Origin of the sequence: Bacillus sp. JJ675 (assembly GCF_036963165.1) — a bacterium.
Taxonomy (GTDB): Bacteria; Bacillota; Bacilli; order Bacillales; family Bacillaceae; genus Bacillus; species Bacillus glycinifermentans.
In genome coordinates, this window is the sequence record NZ_JBALMR010000009.1 from 96,544 (window position 1) to 117,382 (window position 20,839).

Below are 20,839 nucleotides of genomic sequence, written 5' to 3' on the forward strand. Positions count from 1 at the left end.
ATGCCGGGAATCCATGATGAACGGGTTCCCGGCATTTAGAAAACAGGAATATAAATTTTCATTTTCATGTCATCAGGAAAACAGGAACGGCGAACGTCCGTCACCTCAAAATCCGGTCCTTCCCTTCTTTCGTAATTCGCATTTGGAAGCCATGTGCGATAGATGTATCTTCTTGTGTTTTGAACCAACTCAGTCCGGCCGTTTACCTCAAACATGGCATATGTTCCTCCGGGAATGTCAAGATGAACAAACGATTCCGGTATTGTTTCGGGCGGTTTCTGAACCGCTTCTCCGACGACGAATGAAAATCCGCCCTCATCCAGAAAGTTGCACGATATGCCGTATGACATATCAGGCGCTGCTTTGCCGGGGATCTGCATATAATATTCATTGGCTCCGAAATCATGATAGAATCCCGGAATGTCTGCAAAGTGCTTTTCGCCGTTTAGGTCGGTATGATACTCATAACCGACAATCAGCATGCTGTCGAGATGAATGATGTTCGGTCTGGGAATCGATTCGTCTTCATTGATGCTTGTCTTAAAATCGAGGAAATTGATTTCACGCTGATCATTCAGGGCGATGCTTGTCTTGCGGTATTTGCCCGGGGTGATCCCGAAACAATTCGCAAATGCACGGCTGAAAGCTTCCTGGGAGCCATATTGAAAATCAATGGCTATGTCCAGAATGGACCTGTCGGTTTCTTTCAGCAGTCCGGCCGCTTCAGACAGCCTTCTGCGGCGAATATACTCTTGTACAGAAAAACCGGAAATGGCTTGAAAAAGCCGTTGGAAATGAAATGGCGAAAAACATGCCTTCGACGCAATGTCGGTGATCTTTAATTCGTTTTGAAGGTTTTCTTCCATAAAACGAACCGCATGTTGAATTCTTTCGTAATCGTCCACTTTATCGCAGCCTTTCAAAGTTTTCTTGCCCTTATTGTACATGATTGAAGGCTCTATTTTTTGATCATTTGTGCTTTTTGAAAAATAAAAAGCCTCCTTTTGCGGGAGGCTTTTGTTATTGAGTATGAAAATCAGTGACTTCAAGAGGCCGCATCATATCATAATCTTCATGCTCCAGTATGTGGCAATGCCATACATACCTGCCGCTGTACGGGCTGAAGGTGGCGAGAATCCGCGTGACCGATCCAGGCGGAACTTTTACGGTATCTTTCATGCCTCTTTCGTTTGCAGCCGGAGCGACGGCAGGGCCTGTAAAAATCAGTTCTCCGTTTTGCTGAAAGCGCTCTGTATCAAACGGGCGGTGGTCGAGAATGAAAAATTGAATGAGGTGCAAATGAATCGGATGAATCGCTCTTCCTGCGTTGACGATCGACCAAATTTCGGTGCTGTCGCGCCTAGGTTTCTCAGTTACGGGATCGCTCCATCGCGTATTGTTCAGGAGCAGGACGGGCCTTCCGTATTGATCCTGCGACGCACCCAATGTCAATTTTCTGATGGCGTCGATTTTTTGTTTTTTGATAAACGGCCGCTTTCTTAATATGCTTGGAATTTTGCTCGTATCCTTTTGTTTTAATGGTTTTGTCACACGGAACTGCATGATATCGGCATCGGTTTCCGGATCTGCTTCTTCTCCGCCGCAGCCGATCCGGTTTTTCAATGTGATCGTTTGTCCTTCGGCATCCGAAAAATCGACGATGATGTCGAACCTTTCAGCCGGGGCGATCGTAAGCGACTGGACTTTTACCGGCCACTGGAGAAGGCCTCCGTCTGTTCCGATTTGATACATCGCATGGTCTGAATCGAAATACAGCTCAAATATTCTTGAATTTGAAGCGTTCAAAATCCGGAAACGGTATTTTCGCGGTTCGATTTCAGCATACGGCCACACCTTGCCATTCACTAAAATGGTATCCCCGCAAAATCCGGGAACGATCGACGGATTCGGCAGGTCGCGGGACGCGTTTTCAGGCTGCCGCGGGTAAAACAATGAACCGTCTTCATTAAGCGACTTATCCTGGATCAAAAGGGGGACCTCATATTCTCCTTTTGGTATGTTTAATGACTGTTCCTCCTTATCGCGGATAAAATATAAGCCGACAAGGCCCGCATATACATTCAGCCTCGTAATCGCCATGGCGTGGTCATGATACCAGAGAGCGCAAGCGTCCTGATGATTGGGGTATTCATACACCTCCCTTTCGAAAAACGGCCCCGTTTCTTTAAAATTCTTCGTATACCAGGCTTCCGGATAGCCGTCGCTGTCCGCCGGCGTATTTCCGCCGTGGAGATGGACGACCGTTTTCACTTCATGTTCTTCATGCCCGTCATGGTGAATCGTGTGGTCAATCGGGAGAAAGTGGTGGCGCGGCAGTTTATTCATCCATTTGACGGCGACCTTTTCGTTTTTTTTGACTTCAAACGTAGGCCCCGGATAGCTTTCGTTATAGCCGAAAAGCCTGGTAGGTTCAAGATCCCGGTGAAGCTTTTGATAAAACTCTTTCATCGTTACCTCATAATAGGTTTTTGTCTTGCTTTTTGTATGAGGTTTGATCACTTTTGGAATGGGCAGCGGGTCGACAAATTTTTCAAGCTTCATGTTTCACCTGTCCTCTATGTTCTGATAAATAGGTCAGTATATTATAAGACGGGACCTGTGTTTAGGTTCCTGCTGGGGAAAGAAATAGACGCAGGCGAAAAGAGCCTGAGTATTACGAAGAAATGAACAAGATGTTTCAAAACCATTAAATATCGTATTGAAAGCGGTTTTTAAGAGGGCGGAAGTGGAGTTTTCCCGTTTGGCGGTGTTACATTATGGGTAAGCTGAAAGCGGCTTGAAAGGAGATGTTTGGCTTGTGCCGAAAAGCATAGATTGGATCGATGTGTCAAAAGGGCTGGGAATTATTTTGGTCGTTTTAGGTCATACGCCGACGACCGATTGGCTGAAGACCTTCATTTTTTCTTTTCATATGCCGCTGTTTTTCTTTTTGTCAGGGCTTGTCTACCATGATGCGAATATGACCTTTCTTTCGTTCCTGTACAAAAAGGTGAAGACGCTCCTTCTGCCTTACTTCATATTTTCCGCCCTTGCCTATTTGTTTTGGTTTTTCGTCGAAAGGGATTTTACGTTCAGCGGCAGCTCGGACGTCGATCCGCTTGTTCCATTTAAAGGGATTTTCTATTCCATGCCTGATGATTATATGCTGACGCATAATCCGGCTCTCTGGTTTTTAACATGTCTGTTCGTTGTAGAAATGCTGTTTTTCGTAATGAGAAATTGGCTGAAGGCCCGGCATCTCGTATTTATCGTCGTGTTATGCGCCCTGCTAAGCTATTTCAATTATCAATATTTCGAAATCAAGCTTCCGTGGAATATCGAAGTGGCATTGACCGCCCTTTCCTTCTACACTGCCGGTTATTTTCTGAAACGCGATTTGCGGAACGTCAAGGATCGCAAGGCACTGCTGATCGCGGTGATTCTGTTTATTGCTGTCGGCTTTCTTCAAAGCCAGAATGTCAGGGTGGATATGAGAGCGAATGAGTACGGGAACATGGCGATCTTTTATATCACGTCATTTTTAGGGACGGCCGGCGTGATTTTTGCAAGCTTTAAGCTGCAGCATGCAGCGCCTCTTCAATTCCTCGGCAAAAATTCATTGGTTATCCTTGTCCTTCACTACCCGGTGATCCGGGCGTTAAAAGCCGTCGTTTATTACCTTATGAATGTTTCTCTTGATGAGACCTACGGTTCTGTCGTGTGGGGCGGCGTTTATACGGCTGCAACCTTGGTGATTATGGTTCCGTGCATTTTCATTTTGAACAGGTACCCGGTCTTGCTCGGAAGGAGAAGAAGATGCTGAATGAAAAGCTTTGCAGGAGATTTTGCTGCAAGGCTTTTGCCGTTATCTCCTTTATGAAAAAAAGAAATAATATTCAGAAAAGACGCGGAAGCCGTTTTGCTTTTATTCCGAGGGGCGGAAGCAATTTTTGGAAAACCTTGATGCGCCGGGTTTTATCAGGGATTGGCCGAATTGAAATATGTTTCCTCCGTTAAAAAATGTTCTATGGCGTCTATAATTCTGCAAGAAGTGAATCATGTTTCTATAGACTCACTCAAGTTTTGCTTTGTATGATTAAAAAGCGAATACACGGATGGGAAAGGAAGCTTTTTATGGAAAGGTACGACGAATTAAAAAAAGGAGAAACCGGGGCGTGGGTCAGCATTTGCGCTTACCTCGTTCTGTCGGCCGTTAAGCTGATCATCGGATACGTCTTTCATTCCGAGGCCCTCAAGGCAGACGGGCTTAACAATACGACGGATATCATTGCCTCTTTAGCGGTGCTGATCGGTCTCAGGATTTCGCAAAAGCCGCCTGATGAAGACCATCCGTACGGACACTTCAGAGCCGAGACGATCGCTTCGCTCGTCGCCTCTTTTATCATGATGGTTGTCGGGCTTGATGTGCTGTATAGTTCGGGAGAGACGTTTTTGCATCCGCGGGAAACGACTCCTGATATGATAGCGGCATGGACGGCGGTCGGGAGTGCGGCCGTCATGTTTTTGGTGTACGCCTATAATAAACGGCTCGCCGAAAGGGTGAACAGCCAGGCGCTGCATGCGGCAGCTGCAGATAATAGATCTGATGCCATCGTCAGCATCGGAACGTTTACCGGTATTTTTGCGTCGCAATTTAACCTCGCCTGGGTCGATACTTTAGCGGCGTTTATCATCGGGCTGATCATTTGCAAAACCGCGTGGGACATATTTAAAGAAGCCGCTCATTCCTTGACGGACGGATTTGATATAAAGGATATTTCGACATATAAAGAAACGATTCAAAAAGTTCCCGGCGTCGGCAGGATCAAGGATGTGAAGGCGAGATATTTGGGAAGCGCCGTGCATGTTGAAGTCATCGTAGAGGTGAGGCCTGATCTGAACATTTTGGAAAGCCACGATATCGCCGATGAGATCGAAAGAAAAATGCAGGAGGAGCACTCGATCATCCATTCCCATGTTCATATAGAACCGTTCAGAGACGGCGAAAAATAACCTTTTCCATTTTGGAAAAGGTTATTTTTATTTACATAGAAAGAGAGTTTAACCATTTAGTTGTTTTCTGCCGAAACATCGTTTATCGTAAAGTTAAATCAATTTCGAATCCGTACGCATGAGGAGGAAAAGGATGGCTTACGAAGAAACGCTGCACCCTGTTTTGGGAAAAGTAGCCGATAATATTGATAACGTAATGGTAGGAAAGAAAGATATTGCCGTATTGAGCCTGACCGCCATTCTTGCCAACGGCCATGTGCTTTTGGAGGATGTGCCCGGAGTGGGGAAGACGATGATGGTTCGCACGCTGGCGAAATCGACGGGCGCCGAATTTAAGAGAATTCAGTTTACGCCGGACTTACTGCCATCAGACGTAACAGGCGTTTCCATATATAATCCGAAAACCCTTGAATTTGAATACCGTTCAGGCCCGATTATGGGGGAGATCGTGTTGGCGGATGAAATCAACCGTACGTCGCCAAAAACCCAGTCGGCTCTGCTTGAAGCGATGGAGGAAGGGAGCGTGACCGTCGACGGTGTGACGATGCCGCTTTCTAAGCCTTTTTTTGTCATGGCTACCCAAAACCCGGTGGAATACGAAGGAACGTATCCGCTGCCTGAGGCCCAGCTTGACCGCTTCCTATTCAAGCTTCGAATGGGCTATCCGACGGTCGCCGAAGAGATTCAGGTGCTGGACCTTCAGGAAAAAAGCCGTCCGATTGAAGAGATTGAGCCGGTGATCACGAAGGATGAGCTGGCCGGCTTCCAAAAAGAGGCCGAAACGGTCTATGTGGATGCTTCCATAAAAGAATATATTGTTGACATCACACAACAAACAAGACATCATTCAGACGTCTATCTCGGCGTCAGCCCCCGCGGTTCGATCGCCCTGATGAAAGCTGCACAGGCGTTTGCTTTCCTGTATAACCGCGATTATGTTATACCGGATGATATCCAGTACCTTGCGCCTTTTACGCTTCCGCACAGAATGATATTGCGGTCGGAGGCGAAATTTGAAGGGAAGCGGCCGGAGACGGTTCTTCAGGAGATCATGGCGAAAGCGAAGGTTCCCGTTGGAAGGCGATGAGCAGATCATGAGAGAGCGTATCGGTCATATCAGGTTTTGGTGGAAGCTGTTTATTTTATTTCTTCTTTTTATATCGACGTTCTGCTATGCGATGTTTCAAGGGGGATTTGTCAGCTGGTTTTTGTTTTACGTTTTTCTTCCCTTCGTTTTGTACGCCGTCTTGTTTGCAACTTACCCGCTGAAGAAAATCGAGGCCGAACGAACGCTCAGCCGCGGACAGTTTAAAGCCGGCGATCAGCTTGAAGCCGTGATTACGATAAAGAGAAAATTTCCGTTTCCGCTTATGTTTATGATCGTTGAAGACTGCCTTCCCGGTTCTCTTTTAAAAAACGGCCATGCGCAGGGAGCGGTGAGGTTTCTTTTTCCCTGGTTTCAAAAAGAAATCAAAATGGCTTATACGATCCCGTCCGTTCCGAGGGGCGATCATCGTCTGAACACGGTCAGAATCCGTACAGGCGATCCCCTGGGGCTTCTGGAAAAGGAAATATATGTGCGGCTTGAAACCTCATTTCTCGTTCTGCCTTCGTATCAAAAGATCGCGTACGATGCCAATACTGGAAGCTTTGACGATAAAGCCGGACATGCCGCAGACTTTCAGAGGCAAAACAGCCATTTGGCTTCAAGCGTGAGGGAATATCAGCCGGGGGACCGCTTTTCGTGGGTGGACTGGAAGACGTCGGCGAGACGGAACCGGCTGATGACAAAGGAGTTTGAACAGGTGAAGGGCCGGAATTTGTGCGTTTTCATGGATCGTACCCCTTCTCCTGCTTTTGAAGACATCGTTGTCTTTACGGCTTCGGTTCTGCGCGCGGCTCTTCAAAACGGGGCCTATGCAGGGCTTGTTTCGATTGGGAAAGATCGATCCTTGTTTCCGATCCGCGGCGGAGAAGATCATTTAAGAAAGCTCTTTTATCATTTGGCGCTGGCAGATTGCGATTCCCCCCATCCGTTTCACAAGCTGCTGGAGAGCGAGCTTCAGCTGCCCGATATGAGGAAGACGGCGAAATATATCGTGACAGGCCGCATGACAGCGGCGTTATCGCACGTGTTGGGAAACGCATCGAAAGACAAGGCGCCGGCCGTATTTCTCATCAAAGAAAAAGGCGGCGCTGTCTCACCGGAAGAGAATGCGGCGATTGAGCATGTAAAAGCGCGCGGAATCGAAGTCAGCGTCATTAGCGGAGAGCGCTTTTCGCATGTTTTTTTGAAAGCGAGGTGAGATGATGATGTCCAAAGAACAAAACGGCCGGATCAGTCAGCTGATTTTTTACGTTTTAACCTTTTTGCTGCTTTGGGAGTGGCTCCGCCCCCTGCAGTATTTTACCGATACGGGGCATACCTTCTTTTTTATCGTGTTTATCGCTGTCGTTTTTCTGATGACATTTTTTAAAGTTCCCTGGTTTATCAGGTTTCCGGTCAGCCTCGGTTTCATTCTGTTTGCCCTTCATTGGATATTTTACGAGGGATCATTGCTTCAACCTTCCTGGCTCGGAATGCTGGCAGGCGATGTCAATCGAAATCTGTCGTACATCTTTTCGGGGATGTGGCGGGATATGTCGCCTTTGTTTCGGACGCTGCTCTTTTTCGTCCTGCTTTGGCTGCTCGTCTACCTTCTGCACTATTGGGTGATTTATCAGCGGAGAATTTTCTTCTTTTTCATCATGACCGTCGTTTATATTACGGTGATCGATACGTTTACGCCGTTTGACGCGTCGCATGCGATCATCCGGATCGTTGTGTTCGGCTTTCTCCTGCTCGGAATGCTGTTTTTGGAGCGGATGAAGGAAAGCGAGAAGTTCAAAGCTTCTCCATCGTTATTTGCCAAATGGTTTGCCCCTCTCGTGCTGATGACGGCTGTCGCCGCGGCCATTGCAATAGCTGCGCCGAAGGCCGATCCGGTCTGGCCTGATCCGGTTCCGTTCCTCAAAACGGCGGCAAACGGCGATTTTTCTTCAGGGGGAAAAACCAAAGTCGGCTATGGAACGAATGATGAATCATTGGGCGGACCGTTTACGCAGGACGATACACGGGTGTTTTCGTGGCAGGGCAATGAAAGAAGCTATTTCAGAGTCGAAACGAAAAGCTATTACACCGGCAAAGGCTGGACTGAAGATGAGAAAGCGGGAACATCGATCAACCTTGATGATACGAAGCTTCATTATGCATGGTATGAAGACGGCGTAAAAACGCAAACGTGGAAAGTCAAGGTCGACATCAATCCGGCTTACCGCTATCACCATGTCCTTTACCCGATCGGGACGACGGACATCTTATTGGACAATTTTGTGCCGCTCGCGATGAACAGCCGAACGGAGCGGATCGTTCCGGTCGGCAAGATGGGAGCCGACGTGAAAAACCTTGGAAGCTATACAGTGACCTACCAATCTCCTGTTTTTGACGTGAAAAAACTTCAGCGCATCAGCATGGATACTGAAGGAGAATGGAGCAAAGACCATCAAAAATACTTGCAGCTCCCTGACTCCCTTCCTGAGCGTGTCAAACGGCTCGCCCATGATTTGACGAAAGATCATGACAACGTGTATGACAAAGCGAAAGCGATTGAAGATTATCTCGGGTCTTCCGAGTTTTCGTATGAGACGAAAGATGTTGCCGTTCCGAAAAATCATCAGGATTACGTCGATCAATTTTTATTTGAGACGAAAATCGGGTATTGCGACAACTTTTCAACGGCCATGATCGTGCTCTTGCGGTCTGCCGGTGTACCGGCCCGCTGGGTGAAGGGCTATACATCGGGACAGTATGCCGGAACGTCGCAGGACCGGAATCATAACGTTTATGAAGTGACAAACAACAATGCCCATTCCTGGGTCGAAGTCTACTTTAAAGGGCAGGGATGGGTGACATTTGAACCGACAAAAGGTTTTATCAATCCGGAGCAATTAGTCGAGCAGTCAAGCAGTCAGCCTGGCGATGCTTCTCATGAAGCGGCCGAAAAAGAACAGAATCATTACGGAGATCGGCCGGAGGAGACTGCCGAAGAGAAGCAAAGAAACGATCAGAAGCAGGCGCTTGATGAAAAACAAGACCGTCAAAGCGCAGATGTGGAACGCTGGGACGCCGCAGGTGCGCTCAGCGGTGGAGCGGTGCTGCTTATCATCGTTGCCGCCGGGGCGTCATTTTACTTTACCCGTGCCAAATGGCTGCCGCTGGTCATTGCTTTCAGGCTGAAAAAACGGCGGGATGACGCCGTTTTCTTCAAGGCTTATGACGAACTGCTCCGCCAGCTGAAGCGAAAAGGCATGAAAAAAGAAGCGGGCCAGACGCTCCGCGAATTTGCGGAAAAGGTTGATGAACGTTACAAAACCGATGACATGACCCGGTTGACGCTGATGTATGAACGGGCTCTCTATCGGAAAGAAAATGCGAGGGAGCTTTGGCATGAATCAGTTGAGTTATGGGAAAATTTAATTAAAAGGAGATAGTCTTGACCGCTATCTTTCCTATTGTTAGAATAAGTGAATATTAAAAACCCTTATATATTCTTGCTGGCAGGCCCGGCGTCTGCCGTTTAAACAAAGCCGGGCCTTAGTCCCGCGAATGGGGGCAGGACTGCTGTATGTCTGCCGCCATTTTTTCTGTGCAAAAGACAATTTGATAAAGAGGTGACACCATGACGAAGTTAGTAAATGAAATGATTCTTGTATTGGATTTTGGAAGTCAGTACAACCAGCTGATCACTCGGCGCATACGTGAGTTTGGTGTATACAGCGAGCTGCATCCGCACACTTTGACGGCGGAGGAAATCAGGGAAATGAATCCGAAGGGAATTATTTTGTCCGGGGGTCCGAACAGCGTATATGACGAAGCATCTTTCCGCTGTGACGAAAAGATCTTTGACCTGGACATCCCGGTTCTTGGAATTTGCTATGGCATGCAGCTGATGACCCATTACCTCGGCGGCAGAGTGGAAGCGGCAAGTCAGCGTGAGTACGGAAAAGCGGACATTCACATTAAAGGCGAGCCTGATCTGTTTAAAGATCTTCCGAAAGAACAGGTCGTCTGGATGAGTCATGGTGATTTAGTTGTTGAAGTTCCGGAAGGCTTCACCGTTGATGCGACGAGCCATCATTGCCCGAATTCCGCGATGAGCAAAAAAGACAAAAAATGGTACGGCGTTCAGTTCCACCCGGAAGTCCGCCACTCCGAATACGGAAACGATCTGCTGAAAAACTTCGTTTTCGAGGTTTGCGAGTGTGCCGGAGAATGGTCAATGGAGAACTTCATCGAAATCGAAATGCAAAAAATCCGTGAAACAGTCGGCGACAAACAAGTGTTATGCGCGCTTAGCGGCGGGGTCGATTCCTCTGTCGTCGCAGTGCTGATCCATAAAGCGATCGGCGATCAGCTGACATGTATTTTCGTCGATCACGGCCTGCTCCGCAAAGGTGAAGCAGAAGGCGTCATGAAGACGTTCAGCGAAGGCTTTAACATGAACGTCATCAAAGTCGATGCAAAAGACCGCTTCCTCAACAAGCTGAAAGGTGTTTCAGATCCTGAACAAAAACGGAAAATCATCGGCAATGAGTTTATCTACGTGTTTGACGATGAAGCGGACAAGCTGAAAGGAATCGATTTCCTTGCACAAGGAACGCTTTACACCGACATTATCGAGAGCGGAACGGCGACTGCGCAGACGATCAAGTCTCACCACAATGTCGGCGGACTGCCGGAAGACATGCAGTTTGAGCTGATCGAACCGCTGAATACGCTGTTTAAAGACGAAGTTCGCGCGCTCGGCACAGAGCTCGGCATTCCTGATGAGATCGTTTGGCGCCAGCCGTTCCCCGGCCCGGGCCTTGGAATTCGCGTGTTAGGAGAAGTAACGGAAGAAAAGCTGGAGATCGTCCGTGAATCAGACGCGATCCTGCGCGAAGAAATCGCCAAAGCCGGCCTTGACCGCGACATTTGGCAATACTTCACCGTCCTTCCTGATATCCGCAGCGTCGGAGTCATGGGAGACGCGAGAACATATGATTACACAATCGGCATTCGCGCCGTCACTTCTATCGACGGCATGACATCAGACTGGGCAAGAATCCCGTGGGATGTCCTCGAAAAGATTTCGACGCGGATCGTCAACGAAGTGAAGCACATCAACAGAGTGGTGTACGATATTACCTCTAAGCCGCCTGCCACAATTGAATGGGAATAATAAAGATGCCCCGGATCTTAACGGATTTGGGGCTTTTTATTGTTGGGATAATGTTTTATTTCGATAGCTTTCCGGAGAACGCGGAGGCCGAATTGGAACATACAGTAAACGAACATAGCGGGACGTTATTTTGCATAATGTTCGCTTTTTTGTATTGTGTTTACGGTAAGATATTGTTACAATAGCATAGTAATTGAAAAAGAACTTGTCGTATAATCATGGGAATATGGCCCATAAGTTTCTACCAAGCTACCGTAAATAGCTTGACTACGCTGGTATATATTGATTTGATTTTTTAAAACATTCAGTATGAAATATGCCGTAGTCAAGCGTCCCATATCATTGGGGCGTTTTTTGTTTAAAAGCAAAGGTTTATGAAACAATAAAAACGACAGAAAATCGAGAGGAGTTACCATTTTGAAGCGTTTCTTTCAGTTTGACGAATTGGATACAAATTATCGGAGAGAAATCATCGGCGGACTGACAACCTTTTTGTCAATGGCTTACATTCTGTTTGTCAACCCGCTTACCCTTTCTCTCGCTTCAGTCACTGATTTTCCGAAAGATTTAAGAATAGATCAAGGTTCAGTCTTTACAGCGACTGCGATCGCTTCTGCCGTCGGCTGTATTTTGATGGGCCTCATCGCGAAATATCCGATTGCCATTGCTCCCGGAATGGGACTGAATGCGTTTTTTGCTTTCACCGTCGTCTTGAACATGGGGATTTCCTGGCAGACGGCTTTATCGGGCGTATTCATTTCAGGACTTATTTTTGTCGGTCTATCATTAACAGGCTTGAGGGAAAAAATCATCAATGCCATTCCGCCGGAGCTTAAACTGGCAGTCGGCGCCGGCATCGGCCTTTTCATTACATTTGTCGGTCTTCAAGGTTCGAAAATTATCGTGGCGAATCCGAGCACGCTCGTGTCTCTCGGAAACATCCACAGCGGTCCTGTGCTGCTGACGATCTTCGGAATAATCGTCACCGTCATTTTGATGGTGCTCCGGGTGAACGGAGCCGTCTTCTTCGGAATGCTGATCACGGCCGTGGCCGGTATATTGACCGGCTTGATCGATGCGCCGACAAAGATTGTCGACAAAATTCCAAGCCTTGAACCGACGTTTGGACAAGCCATCATTCATTTGCACGATATTTTTTCTTTGAATATGCTGATCGTCATTTTAACGTTTTTGTTTGTCGGATTTTTTGACACCGCCGGTACGCTGGTAGCAGTGGCGACGCAGGCGGGATTAATGAAGGAAAACAAACTGCCGAGAGCCGGCAGGGCGCTGTTTGCCGATTCGTCTTCCATCGTTGTCGGCGCCGTCCTCGGAACATCAACGACGACTTCTTATGTTGAATCAAGCGCGGGTGTTGCCGCAGGCGCAAGATCCGGTTTTGCGGCTGTCGTAACAGGAATTCTGTTTTTGTTTGCGATGTTTTTCTCTCCGCTGCTTACCGTCGTGACATCAAATGTGACGGCTCCTGCATTGATCGTTGTCGGCGTTTTGATGGTCGCTCCTCTCGGCAAAATCGACTGGACCAAGTTTGAAATCGCCGTTCCCGCGTTTTTAACGATGATCTGCATGCCACTGACGTACAGCATCGCGACCGGGATTGCGATCGGCTTTATCTTTTATCCGATCACTATGATTTTTAAAGGAAAAGCGAAAGAAGTACATCCGATTATGTACTGTTTGTTTGTGATCTTTATTCTTTACTTTATTTTCTTGAATCATTAAGCTTTTCGCGGCCGATAACTCTTGCGGGTTATCGGCTTTTTTGTGTATATCTCGAAATTAGGCGAACCGTGCAAAACTTTTCGCGTTCGTTCAGCGTTATATATAATGACCGCCAAATCTGTTTTAAAATAGTGGTTTTGCTTGACTGTTTTGCAAGGCTTAGGTAATTTATAAAAGAAATCAGTAGCGTTAGCTTTGGGCAAAGAATAGGAGTTGCTTATATGATTGATGAACAATATAAAGAAAAAAGTCGTGATGAAGATCATGAACCTGAGATAGATCAGCCGGCATCGAGAATGTCCAGAAGCTCGCGCAACGCGAGGGCGGCAAAGGAAACAGACGGAACACCGCAGAAGAAAGTCAAAACGGTTTTGCGAAGCGTAAATGCCGCTTTAGTCCGTTATTTCAGCTTTATGCTCGATGTGTTAAAGTCCCCTGTACAGGCGGCCGAAGAAAACGACCGGTCTTATTTTAAGTATTCCGTTATTTCGATGACGCTGTTAGCCGTTTTCTTTTCGCTCGGAAACTTTTATCAGCTATTGTCCGGCCGCGGCAGGGTGCTTGGATTTGGCGTGTCGGTCTCATTCATGGAAGTGTTTCTCGTCGTTTTCCTTTACTGCATGATCTTTATGTTCTGGAACATCGCGGCGATTTGGGCGGCGTCGAGGTTTTGGCTGAAGAATAAGCTGTCTTTTGCCGAAACTGCGGCCAAGTACGGCTCGCTGTTGGTTCCTTTTATCATCCCTGCCGCTCTGTGGATGGTTTGTGCGATTTTAAACATCACGACGATGACGGTGATCCTGTCGATCCTGATGTTTTTGGGAATGGTATTCGGAACGTTTATCATGATTCAGTCCATTTATGAAAAAAGCGGCAGGGCGCGGGCGGATTTAATGTATTTCGTCTTTGCCGTCCTGTTGGCCGAATTGGTATATGCCGGAGCGACATGGAAGTTCATGGTCGGCTATTTGCTGTCTTCGCTCGTTCCGGTGTAACGGGCCTTTAGCCGGTTCACATGTAGAACCGGCTTTTTTGATCATAAAATCCGAGTTGACTCATAAGAATAATAAGTATAATATAAAAACACATGTCAGTTCGGATCGGGGGGAGTAATCAATGGCCAATTTTCTCCGCAAAGCCATTTATGAAAAAAAGAAATGGCTCATCAGACAGATCGTGAAGTCAGGACGGATAGACAATACAAACGATTTATCGGCATATACGCTGACTGATCTTGAAAAGGTGCATCGTTCAGTAACGGAACATCATACAAAAAAGCGGCCGTAAGCATGATAACGGCACAGGCCAGGGCGTTTTGCAAAACGCCTTTTTTTTGTTGTTTCACAAGCTTTGAAACTTCTCTAAAAAGGGTAAACTGATCATAATTGGAACGCGATGTCAGATTGTCGAAAAATTTTGCGGTGAAGCAAGGACATTACAGGATTGTATATGCGGAATTTCTCTAGTAGAATATGATTGCTTCTGCATCTAAAGGAGGGATTGGAGTTGCTTCACACGGCATTTATCCACGCTGTGAGTATGGTTGGCATTATTCTGGTTATCAATATTATATATGTAACATTTTTAACCCTTCGAATGATACTGACATTGAAAGGTCAGCGGTATTTGGCCGCTTTTATCGGTACGATCGAAATGCTGGTCTACGTCGTCGGACTTGGGCTGGTTTTAGATAATTTAAATCAAATCCAAAACGTGATCGCCTATGCGATTGGATTTGGAATCGGAATTATCGTAGGGACGAAAATCGAAGAAAAGCTTGCACTCGGATATATTATGGTAAACGCGATTACGAAGGAGCTTGATTTGGACCTTCCGAAACAGCTCCGCGAAAAAGGGTACGGCGTCACCCACTGGGTCGTCGGCGGACTTGAAGGCGACAGAACGGCGATGCAGATTTTGACGCCGAGAAGGTATGAACTGCAATTGTACGAGACGATCAAATCGATTGACTCAAAAGCCTTTATCGTTTCCTACGAACCGAAAACGATCCACGGCGGCTTCTGGGTGAAAGCCGTTAAGAAAAGGAGAATTAAAGAGTAATGACAAAGCCGAAGAAAAAACGCTTTGAAGTGGCTGAAGGCGAAACGATCGACGCCGTGTTGAGCCGCATGCAGGAAGAAGGATATACGCCGGTGCGCCGGATGGAGGAGCCTGTGTTTAAAGAAACGGAGGAAAATGGAACGATTCAGGTTGTTCCGTGCGGAAGGAAAATTATATTTGAAGGGAAATTGACCTAAAACCGAACATTAAAACAATAAAAAATAGTATTGTTCGATAATGTCGTTGACATTATGGAAGTCCGTTGTTAAGATAAACATGACATGAAAACACGACCTCATATAATCTTGGGAATATGGCCCATAAGTCTCTACCCGATGACCGTAAATCATCGGACTATGCAGGAAAGTGGACAATAAACTGACATGGAAATCGCGAGAAGCGGACGACTGACGATTAACGCGCCATGCCCGGTTTGTGTTGCTTCCTAACATGCAATACAAAGCCGGGCTTTTTGTTTGCGATGAATTACAGCTAAAGGTGGGACAATCAAATGCAGCCTCTTGCAGGTGTTATTATGGGAAGCACATCAGATTGGGAAACGATGAAGCATGCTTGCGGCATACTAGAAGAATTAAAGATTCCATTTGAGAAAAAGGTTGTTTCCGCTCATCGGACGCCTGATCTCATGTTTGATTATGCCGAAACGGCGCGGGAAAGGGGCTTGAAAGTGATCATTGCCGGAGCGGGGGGCGCTGCCCATCTGCCGGGAATGGTCGCGTCCAAAACGACGCTGCCCGTCATCGGCGTTCCGGTGCAGTCAAAAGCGCTGAACGGACTTGACTCGCTTTTATCAATCGTCCAAATGCCTGGCGGCGTTCCGGTGGCTACCGTGGCGATCGGAAAAGCGGGAGCCGTCAATGCGGGACTGCTGGCGGCGCAAATCCTTTCCGCGTTTGATGAAAAAATAGCCCGCGTTTTGAGCGAACGAAGGGAAACGATCAGACAAACCGTGTTGGAAAGCAGTGATCAGCTTGGATAAACAAACGATTTTTCCCGGTGCGACAATCGGTATCATCGGAGGCGGCCAGCTCGGCAAAATGATGGCTGTCGCCGCAAAGCAAATGGGCTATCGCATAGCGGTCGTTGATCCCGTTCCTTCCTCGCCGTGCGGACAGGTGGCGGACCTTGAAATCACAGCGGCCTACAATGATCAAGAAGCGATCGAAAAGCTGGCGGAAGCGAGCGATGTCATCACCTATGAATTTGAAAACATCGACTATCACGCCTTTAACTGGCTAAAAGAGAATGCTTACCTGCCGCAGGGAAGCGAGCTTTTGCTGTTGACCCAAAACAGGGAGACGGAGAAAAAAGCGATCGAATCAGCCGGCTGCAGGGTTGCGCTGTACAGAATCATTCATGACCGCACAGAGCTTGAAGCGGCTGCGTCAGAGCTCGGGCTTCCGGCGGTGCTGAAGACGTGCCGCGGCGGATACGACGGAAAAGGGCAGTATGTGATCAAGGAAAAAGCCCAAATCGGAGAAGCAGCAGCGCTCCTAGAGCATGGAACGTGCATTTTGGAAAGCTGGGTGCATTTTAAAATGGAGCTGTCCGTCATCGTGACGAGATCGGTGAACGGTGAAACCGCAGTGTTCCCGGCTGCTGAAAATATTCATAAACACAACATTTTGTTTCAAAGCATTGTTCCGGCAAGAGCCGATGAGGCGATTCAGGAAAAAGCGGCTGACCTCGCCGTCCGGCTCGCCGAAAAGCTTCAGCTCGTCGGAACGCTGGCTGTTGAGCTATTTCTTACGGAAGACGGCGGGCTGCTCGTCAATGAACTTGCGCCGCGCCCTCATAACTCGGGCCATTACACGCTTGATCTTTGCGAAACAAGCCAGTTTGAACAGCATATCCGCGCCGTCTGCGGATTGCCGCTCGGCAAAACAGACCTTCTCAAAGAAGGAATGATGGTGAATCTTCTCGGCGATGAAGTGTACATGGTTCAGGAAGAGCCTGGGCTGCTGAAAGAAGCGAAGCTTTATATTTACGGAAAACATGAAGTAAAACCCGGCCGCAAAATGGGGCATATTACATTTATGAGAAAACCTGATCAGCATTGGATTCAGCAGATGACTGAAAAGTGGACTGAAAGAGATGGAGGAAGAGAACAATGATCGAACGTTATTCAAGACCGGAAATGGCCGCGATTTGGACGGATGAAAACAGGTTTCAGGCATGGCTTGAAGTCGAAATTTTGGCATGTGAAGCATGGGCGGAGCTTGGCGTCATTCCTAAAGAAGACGTCAAGGTTTTGCGCCAAAACGCGTCATTTGATATCGACCGAATTTTAGAAATCGAGAAAGACACGCGCCACGATGTCGTCGCCTTTACCCGCGCCGTGTCCGAAACGCTCGGCGAAGAAAGAAAATGGGTTCACTACGGTCTGACGTCAACGGACGTTGTCGATACCGCTCTTTCCTACCTATTAAAGCAGGCCAACGACATCCTGCTCAAGGACCTTGAGAGATTTATTGACATCCTAAAAGAAAAAGCAAAAGAGCATAAATATACGGTCATGATGGGACGCACACACGGCGTGCATGCAGAGCCGACGACATTCGGCTTAAAGCTTGCCCTTTGGTACGAAGAAATGAAGCGCAACCTGGAGCGCTTCAAACAGGCGAAGGAAGGCATCGAAGTCGGAAAAATTTCCGGTGCTGTAGGAACATACGCAAACATCGATCCTTTCGTCGAGAAGTACGTATGCGAAAAGCTCGGCTTAAAACCGGCGCCGATTTCCACACAGACGCTGCAGCGCGACAGACACGCCGATTATATGGCGGCAATTGCCCTGATCGCAACGAGCATCGAAAAATTTGCCGTTGAAATCCGCGGTCTGCAAAAAAGCGAAACGCGCGAGGTTGAAGAATTTTTCGCAAAAGGACAGAAAGGCTCATCAGCGATGCCGCATAAGCGGAATCCGATCGGCTCTGAAAACATGACGGGAATGGCGCGCGTCATCCGCGGCTACATGCTGACGGCTTACGAAAATGTACCGCTTTGGCACGAACGCGATATTTCCCATTCTTCGGCGGAACGCATCATTCTGCCTGATGCGACGATTGCGCTGAACTACATGCTGAACCGCTTCGGCAACATCGTGAAGAACCTGACCGTGTTCCCTGAAAACATGAAGCGCAACATGGACCGCACGCTCGGACTGATCTATTCACAGCGCGTCCTGCTTGCTCTGATCGACAGCGGCATGACACGCGAAGAAGCGTATGACACAGTACAGCCGAAAGCGATGGAGGCATGGGAGAAGCAGGTGCCGTTCCGCCAGCTTGTCGAAGCCGAGGAAAACATTACGTCGCGACTCACCTCTGAACAAATCGCCGACTGTTTCGACTACAATTATCATTTGAAAAACGTCGACTTCATCTTTGAGCGCTTAGGTTTGGCATAACATGAACCTCCCGCCTTATTCAGGCGGGAGAATAAGAGATGGAATATTTCCAACATTCGGGTTAGGAGGCCTTCTGTGAATATTGTGAAAAATGAACTTTTATACGAAGGAAAAGCGAAAAAGATTTTTCTTACGAATGATGACGATATTTTGTTTGTCGAGTACAAGGATTCTGCAACGGCTTTTAACGGAGAAAAAAAGGCCGAAATCGACGGAAAAGGCCGCTTAAATAATGAAATTTCGAGCATGATTTTCACGAGGCTTCATGAGAAAGGGATTGGAAATCACTTCGTGAAGAGGGTTTCTGAAACCGAACAGCTTATCAAAAAAGTGAACATCATCCCGCTTGAAGTCGTCGTCCGCAATGTCGTTGCGGGGAGCATGTCCAAACGGCTCGGCATTCCTGAAGGCACTGAGCTGGGACATCCGCTCATCGAGTTTTACTATAAAGACGACTCGCTCGGCGACCCGCTGATCACAGAAGACCATATTTGGATTTTGCAAGCGGCTGAACCCGATCAGGTGGAAACCATCAAATCGATCACAAGACAGGTCAACGAAGAGCTGCAGCAGATTTTCGCGGCGATCGGTGTCAGATTGATAGATTTCAAGCTTGAGTTCGGGCTTGATGCAAACGGCTGCGTGCTGCTCGCCGATGAAATCTCGCCGGATACGTGCCGTCTGTGGGATAAAGAAACGAATGAAAAACTTGACAAAGACGTGTTCAGACGGAATTTAGGCGGATTGACTGATGCGTACGAAGAAATATTCAAAAGACTTGGAGGCATGTAAAATGTACAAAGTGAAAGTTTATGTCAGCTTGAAAGAAAGTGTCCTAGATCCTCAGGGGAGCGCTGTCCAGCATGCTTTGCACAGCATGTCTTACAAAGAAGTTCAGGAAGTCCGCATCGGCAAATACATGGAGCTTACAATCGAAAAATCAGACCGCGACCTTGACGTTTTGGTCAAAGAAATGTGCGAAAAGCTTCTGGCAAATACGGTGATTGAAGATTACAGATACGAAGTCGAGGAGGTTGTCGCACAGTGAAATTTGCGGTGATTGTGTTACCGGGCTCTAACTGCGATATCGACATGTTCCACGCCATCAAAGACGAACTCGGCGAAGAAGCGGAATACGTCTGGCACACGGACACAAGTCTTGAGGAGTATGACGGCGTTTTGATTCCAGGGGGCTTTTCGTACGGTGATTACTTAAGGTGCGGCGCGATCGCCCGCTTTGCAAACATCATGCCGGCCGTCAAAAAAGCAGCCGAAGAAGGAAAGCCTGTACTCGGCGTCTGCAACGGATTTCAAATCTTGCAGGAGCTCGGATTATTGCCGGGCGTGATGAGACGCAACAAAGACTTGAAATTTATCTGCCGCCCTGTCGAACTGATCGTCAAAAACAATGAAACCATGTTCACGTCTTCTTATGCTGCAGGCGAATCGATTACGATTCCGGTTGCCCACGGTGAAGGAAACTTCTATTGTGACGAAGACACGCTTGCCAGGCTGAAAGAAAACAACCAGATTGCGTTCACATATGGAACCAACATCAACGGAAGCGTCGCCGACATTGCAGGCGTCGTGAATGCAAAAGGCAATGTACTGGGCATGATGCCTCACCCTGAGCGCGCGGTCGACACTATGCTCGGAAGCGCCGACGGTCTCAAACTATTTCAGTCCATCGTGAAAAATTGGAGGGAAACTCATGTCGCTACTGCTTGAACCAAGTAAAGAACAAATTAAGGAAGAGAAACTTTATCAGCAAATGGGCGTCAGCGATGACGAGTTCGCCATGATCGAATCGATTCTCGGAAGGCTTCCAAACTATACGGAAATCGGGATTTTTTCGGTGATGTGGTCAGAGCATTGCAGCTACAAAAATTCGAAGCCGATCCTGCGGAAGTTCCCGACGAAAGGCGACCGCGTCCTTCAAGGTCCCGGGGAAGGCGCGGGGATCGTCGACATCGGCGACAATCAGGCGGTCGTGTTCAAAATCGAATCGCACAACCACCCGTCGGCGATTGAACCGTATCAAGGAGCTGCAACAGGCGTAGGCGGCATCATCCGCGATGTCTTTTCGATGGGTGCGCGGCCGATCGCAGTCTTAAACTCTCTTCGGTTCGGCGAACTCACTTCACCGCGCGTGAAGTACTTGTTTGAAGAAGTAGTCGCAGGCATTGCCGGATACGGCAACTGCATCGGAATCCCGACCGTCGGCGGCGAAGTGCAGTTTGACAGCTGCTATGAAGGCAACCCTCTCGTCAATGCAATGTGCGTCGGGCTGATCAACCATGAAGATATTAAAAAAGGGCAGGCGAAAGGCGTCGGC

The 20,839-nt window shown here is 47.8% G+C and carries 20 protein-coding genes and 2 riboswitches; of the genes, 18 read left to right on the forward strand and 2 right to left on the reverse strand.

Translation table 11 applies throughout. From position 1 onward, the window contains the following. Positions 1-35 precede the first annotated feature (35 nt). Positions 36-905, reverse strand: a complete 870-nt coding sequence (locus V7126_RS02845; protein ID WP_175075910.1) for an AraC family transcriptional regulator — start codon at positions 903-905, stop codon at positions 36-38. Between the two features lie 115 nt (positions 906-1,020). After that, the gene (locus tag V7126_RS02850; protein WP_175075864.1) at positions 1,021-2,562 is read right to left on the reverse strand and encodes a multicopper oxidase family protein; all 1,542 of its coding nucleotides are present in this window, start codon (positions 2,560-2,562) and stop codon (positions 1,021-1,023) included. Between the two features lie 256 nt (positions 2,563-2,818). Here V7126_RS02850 and V7126_RS02855 point away from each other — a divergent pair, with 256 nt between their 5' ends. The 18 genes from V7126_RS02855 to V7126_RS02940 all read left to right on the forward strand — a co-directional run. Further along, positions 2,819-3,823 (forward strand): acyltransferase family protein, encoded by a 1,005-nt coding sequence (locus V7126_RS02855; protein WP_175075865.1) that lies wholly within the window; start codon positions 2,819-2,821, stop codon positions 3,821-3,823. A 311-nt stretch (positions 3,824-4,134) separates the two neighbouring features. Then, positions 4,135-5,013, forward strand: coding sequence for a cation diffusion facilitator family transporter (locus V7126_RS02860; protein WP_175075866.1), 879 nt, complete (start codon positions 4,135-4,137; stop codon positions 5,011-5,013). Between the two features lie 133 nt (positions 5,014-5,146). Next, complete coding sequence (locus V7126_RS02865; RefSeq protein ID WP_175075867.1) at positions 5,147-6,100, forward strand: AAA family ATPase; 954 nt, start codon at positions 5,147-5,149, stop codon at positions 6,098-6,100. Between the two features lie 7 nt (positions 6,101-6,107). Continuing rightward, on the forward strand, positions 6,108-7,319 hold the full coding sequence (locus tag V7126_RS02870) for a DUF58 domain-containing protein (protein WP_175075868.1): 1,212 nt from the start codon (positions 6,108-6,110) through the stop codon (positions 7,317-7,319). A gap of 1 nt (position 7,320) precedes the next feature. After that, complete coding sequence (locus V7126_RS02875; protein WP_373688016.1) at positions 7,321-9,543, forward strand: DUF4129 domain-containing transglutaminase family protein; 2,223 nt, start codon at positions 7,321-7,323, stop codon at positions 9,541-9,543. A 188-nt stretch (positions 9,544-9,731) separates the two neighbouring features. After that, on the forward strand, positions 9,732-11,273 hold the full coding sequence (gene guaA / locus V7126_RS02880) for a glutamine-hydrolyzing GMP synthase (RefSeq protein ID WP_046130455.1): 1,542 nt from the start codon (positions 9,732-9,734) through the stop codon (positions 11,271-11,273). A gap of 188 nt (positions 11,274-11,461) precedes the next feature. Further along, positions 11,462-11,563, forward strand: a riboswitch (purine riboswitch). Between the two features lie 127 nt (positions 11,564-11,690). Further along, on the forward strand, positions 11,691-13,016 hold the full coding sequence (locus V7126_RS02885; protein ID WP_046130453.1) for an NCS2 family permease: 1,326 nt from the start codon (positions 11,691-11,693) through the stop codon (positions 13,014-13,016). Between the two features lie 221 nt (positions 13,017-13,237). Next, positions 13,238-14,011 carry a hypothetical protein gene (locus V7126_RS02890; RefSeq protein WP_046130452.1) on the forward strand — a complete coding sequence of 258 codons (774 nt, stop codon included), beginning with the start codon at positions 13,238-13,240 and terminating at the stop codon, positions 14,009-14,011. Positions 14,012-14,132: 121 nt separating this feature from the next. Continuing rightward, entirely contained in the window at positions 14,133-14,303 is a 171-nt protein-coding gene (locus tag V7126_RS02895) for a hypothetical protein (RefSeq protein WP_164918136.1), read from the forward strand. 252 nt (positions 14,304-14,555) lie between these two features. Then, positions 14,556-15,077 (forward strand): DUF2179 domain-containing protein, encoded by a 522-nt coding sequence (locus V7126_RS02900; RefSeq protein ID WP_099047095.1) that lies wholly within the window; start codon positions 14,556-14,558, stop codon positions 15,075-15,077. After that, positions 15,077-15,274 (forward strand): NETI motif-containing protein, encoded by a 198-nt coding sequence (locus V7126_RS02905; RefSeq protein ID WP_046130450.1) that lies wholly within the window; start codon positions 15,077-15,079, stop codon positions 15,272-15,274. Before V7126_RS02900 ends, V7126_RS02905 begins: the two co-directional genes overlap by 1 nt. Before the next feature lie 78 nt (positions 15,275-15,352). Next, positions 15,353-15,454: riboswitch (purine riboswitch) on the forward strand. Between the two features lie 134 nt (positions 15,455-15,588). After that, positions 15,589-16,077: a 5-(carboxyamino)imidazole ribonucleotide mutase gene (gene purE / locus V7126_RS02910; protein WP_046130449.1), complete on the forward strand. Its 489-nt coding sequence runs from the start codon at positions 15,589-15,591 to the stop codon at positions 16,075-16,077. Then, entirely contained in the window at positions 16,070-17,212 is a 1,143-nt protein-coding gene (gene purK, locus V7126_RS02915) for a 5-(carboxyamino)imidazole ribonucleotide synthase (protein WP_175075870.1), read from the forward strand. The genes purE and purK overlap by 8 nt, the downstream gene beginning before the upstream one ends. After that, entirely contained in the window at positions 17,209-18,504 is a 1,296-nt protein-coding gene (purB, locus tag V7126_RS02920; RefSeq protein ID WP_046130447.1) for an adenylosuccinate lyase, read from the forward strand. Before purK ends, purB begins: the two co-directional genes overlap by 4 nt. A 75-nt stretch (positions 18,505-18,579) precedes the next feature. Further along, positions 18,580-19,296, forward strand: a complete 717-nt coding sequence (purC, locus tag V7126_RS02925; protein ID WP_046130446.1) for a phosphoribosylaminoimidazolesuccinocarboxamide synthase — start codon at positions 18,580-18,582, stop codon at positions 19,294-19,296. A gap of 1 nt (position 19,297) precedes the next feature. Beyond that, a complete protein-coding gene (purS, locus tag V7126_RS02930) occupies positions 19,298-19,552 on the forward strand; it encodes a phosphoribosylformylglycinamidine synthase subunit PurS (protein ID WP_046130445.1) in 255 nt (84 codons plus the stop codon). Continuing rightward, entirely contained in the window at positions 19,549-20,232 is a 684-nt protein-coding gene (gene purQ, locus V7126_RS02935) for a phosphoribosylformylglycinamidine synthase subunit PurQ (RefSeq protein ID WP_175075871.1), read from the forward strand. The genes purS and purQ overlap by 4 nt, the downstream gene beginning before the upstream one ends. Next, positions 20,216-20,839: AIR synthase related protein (locus tag V7126_RS02940; protein WP_335496623.1), on the forward strand; the 624-nt coding region annotated here is incomplete at its 3' end. The genes purQ and V7126_RS02940, both read left to right, overlap by 17 nt.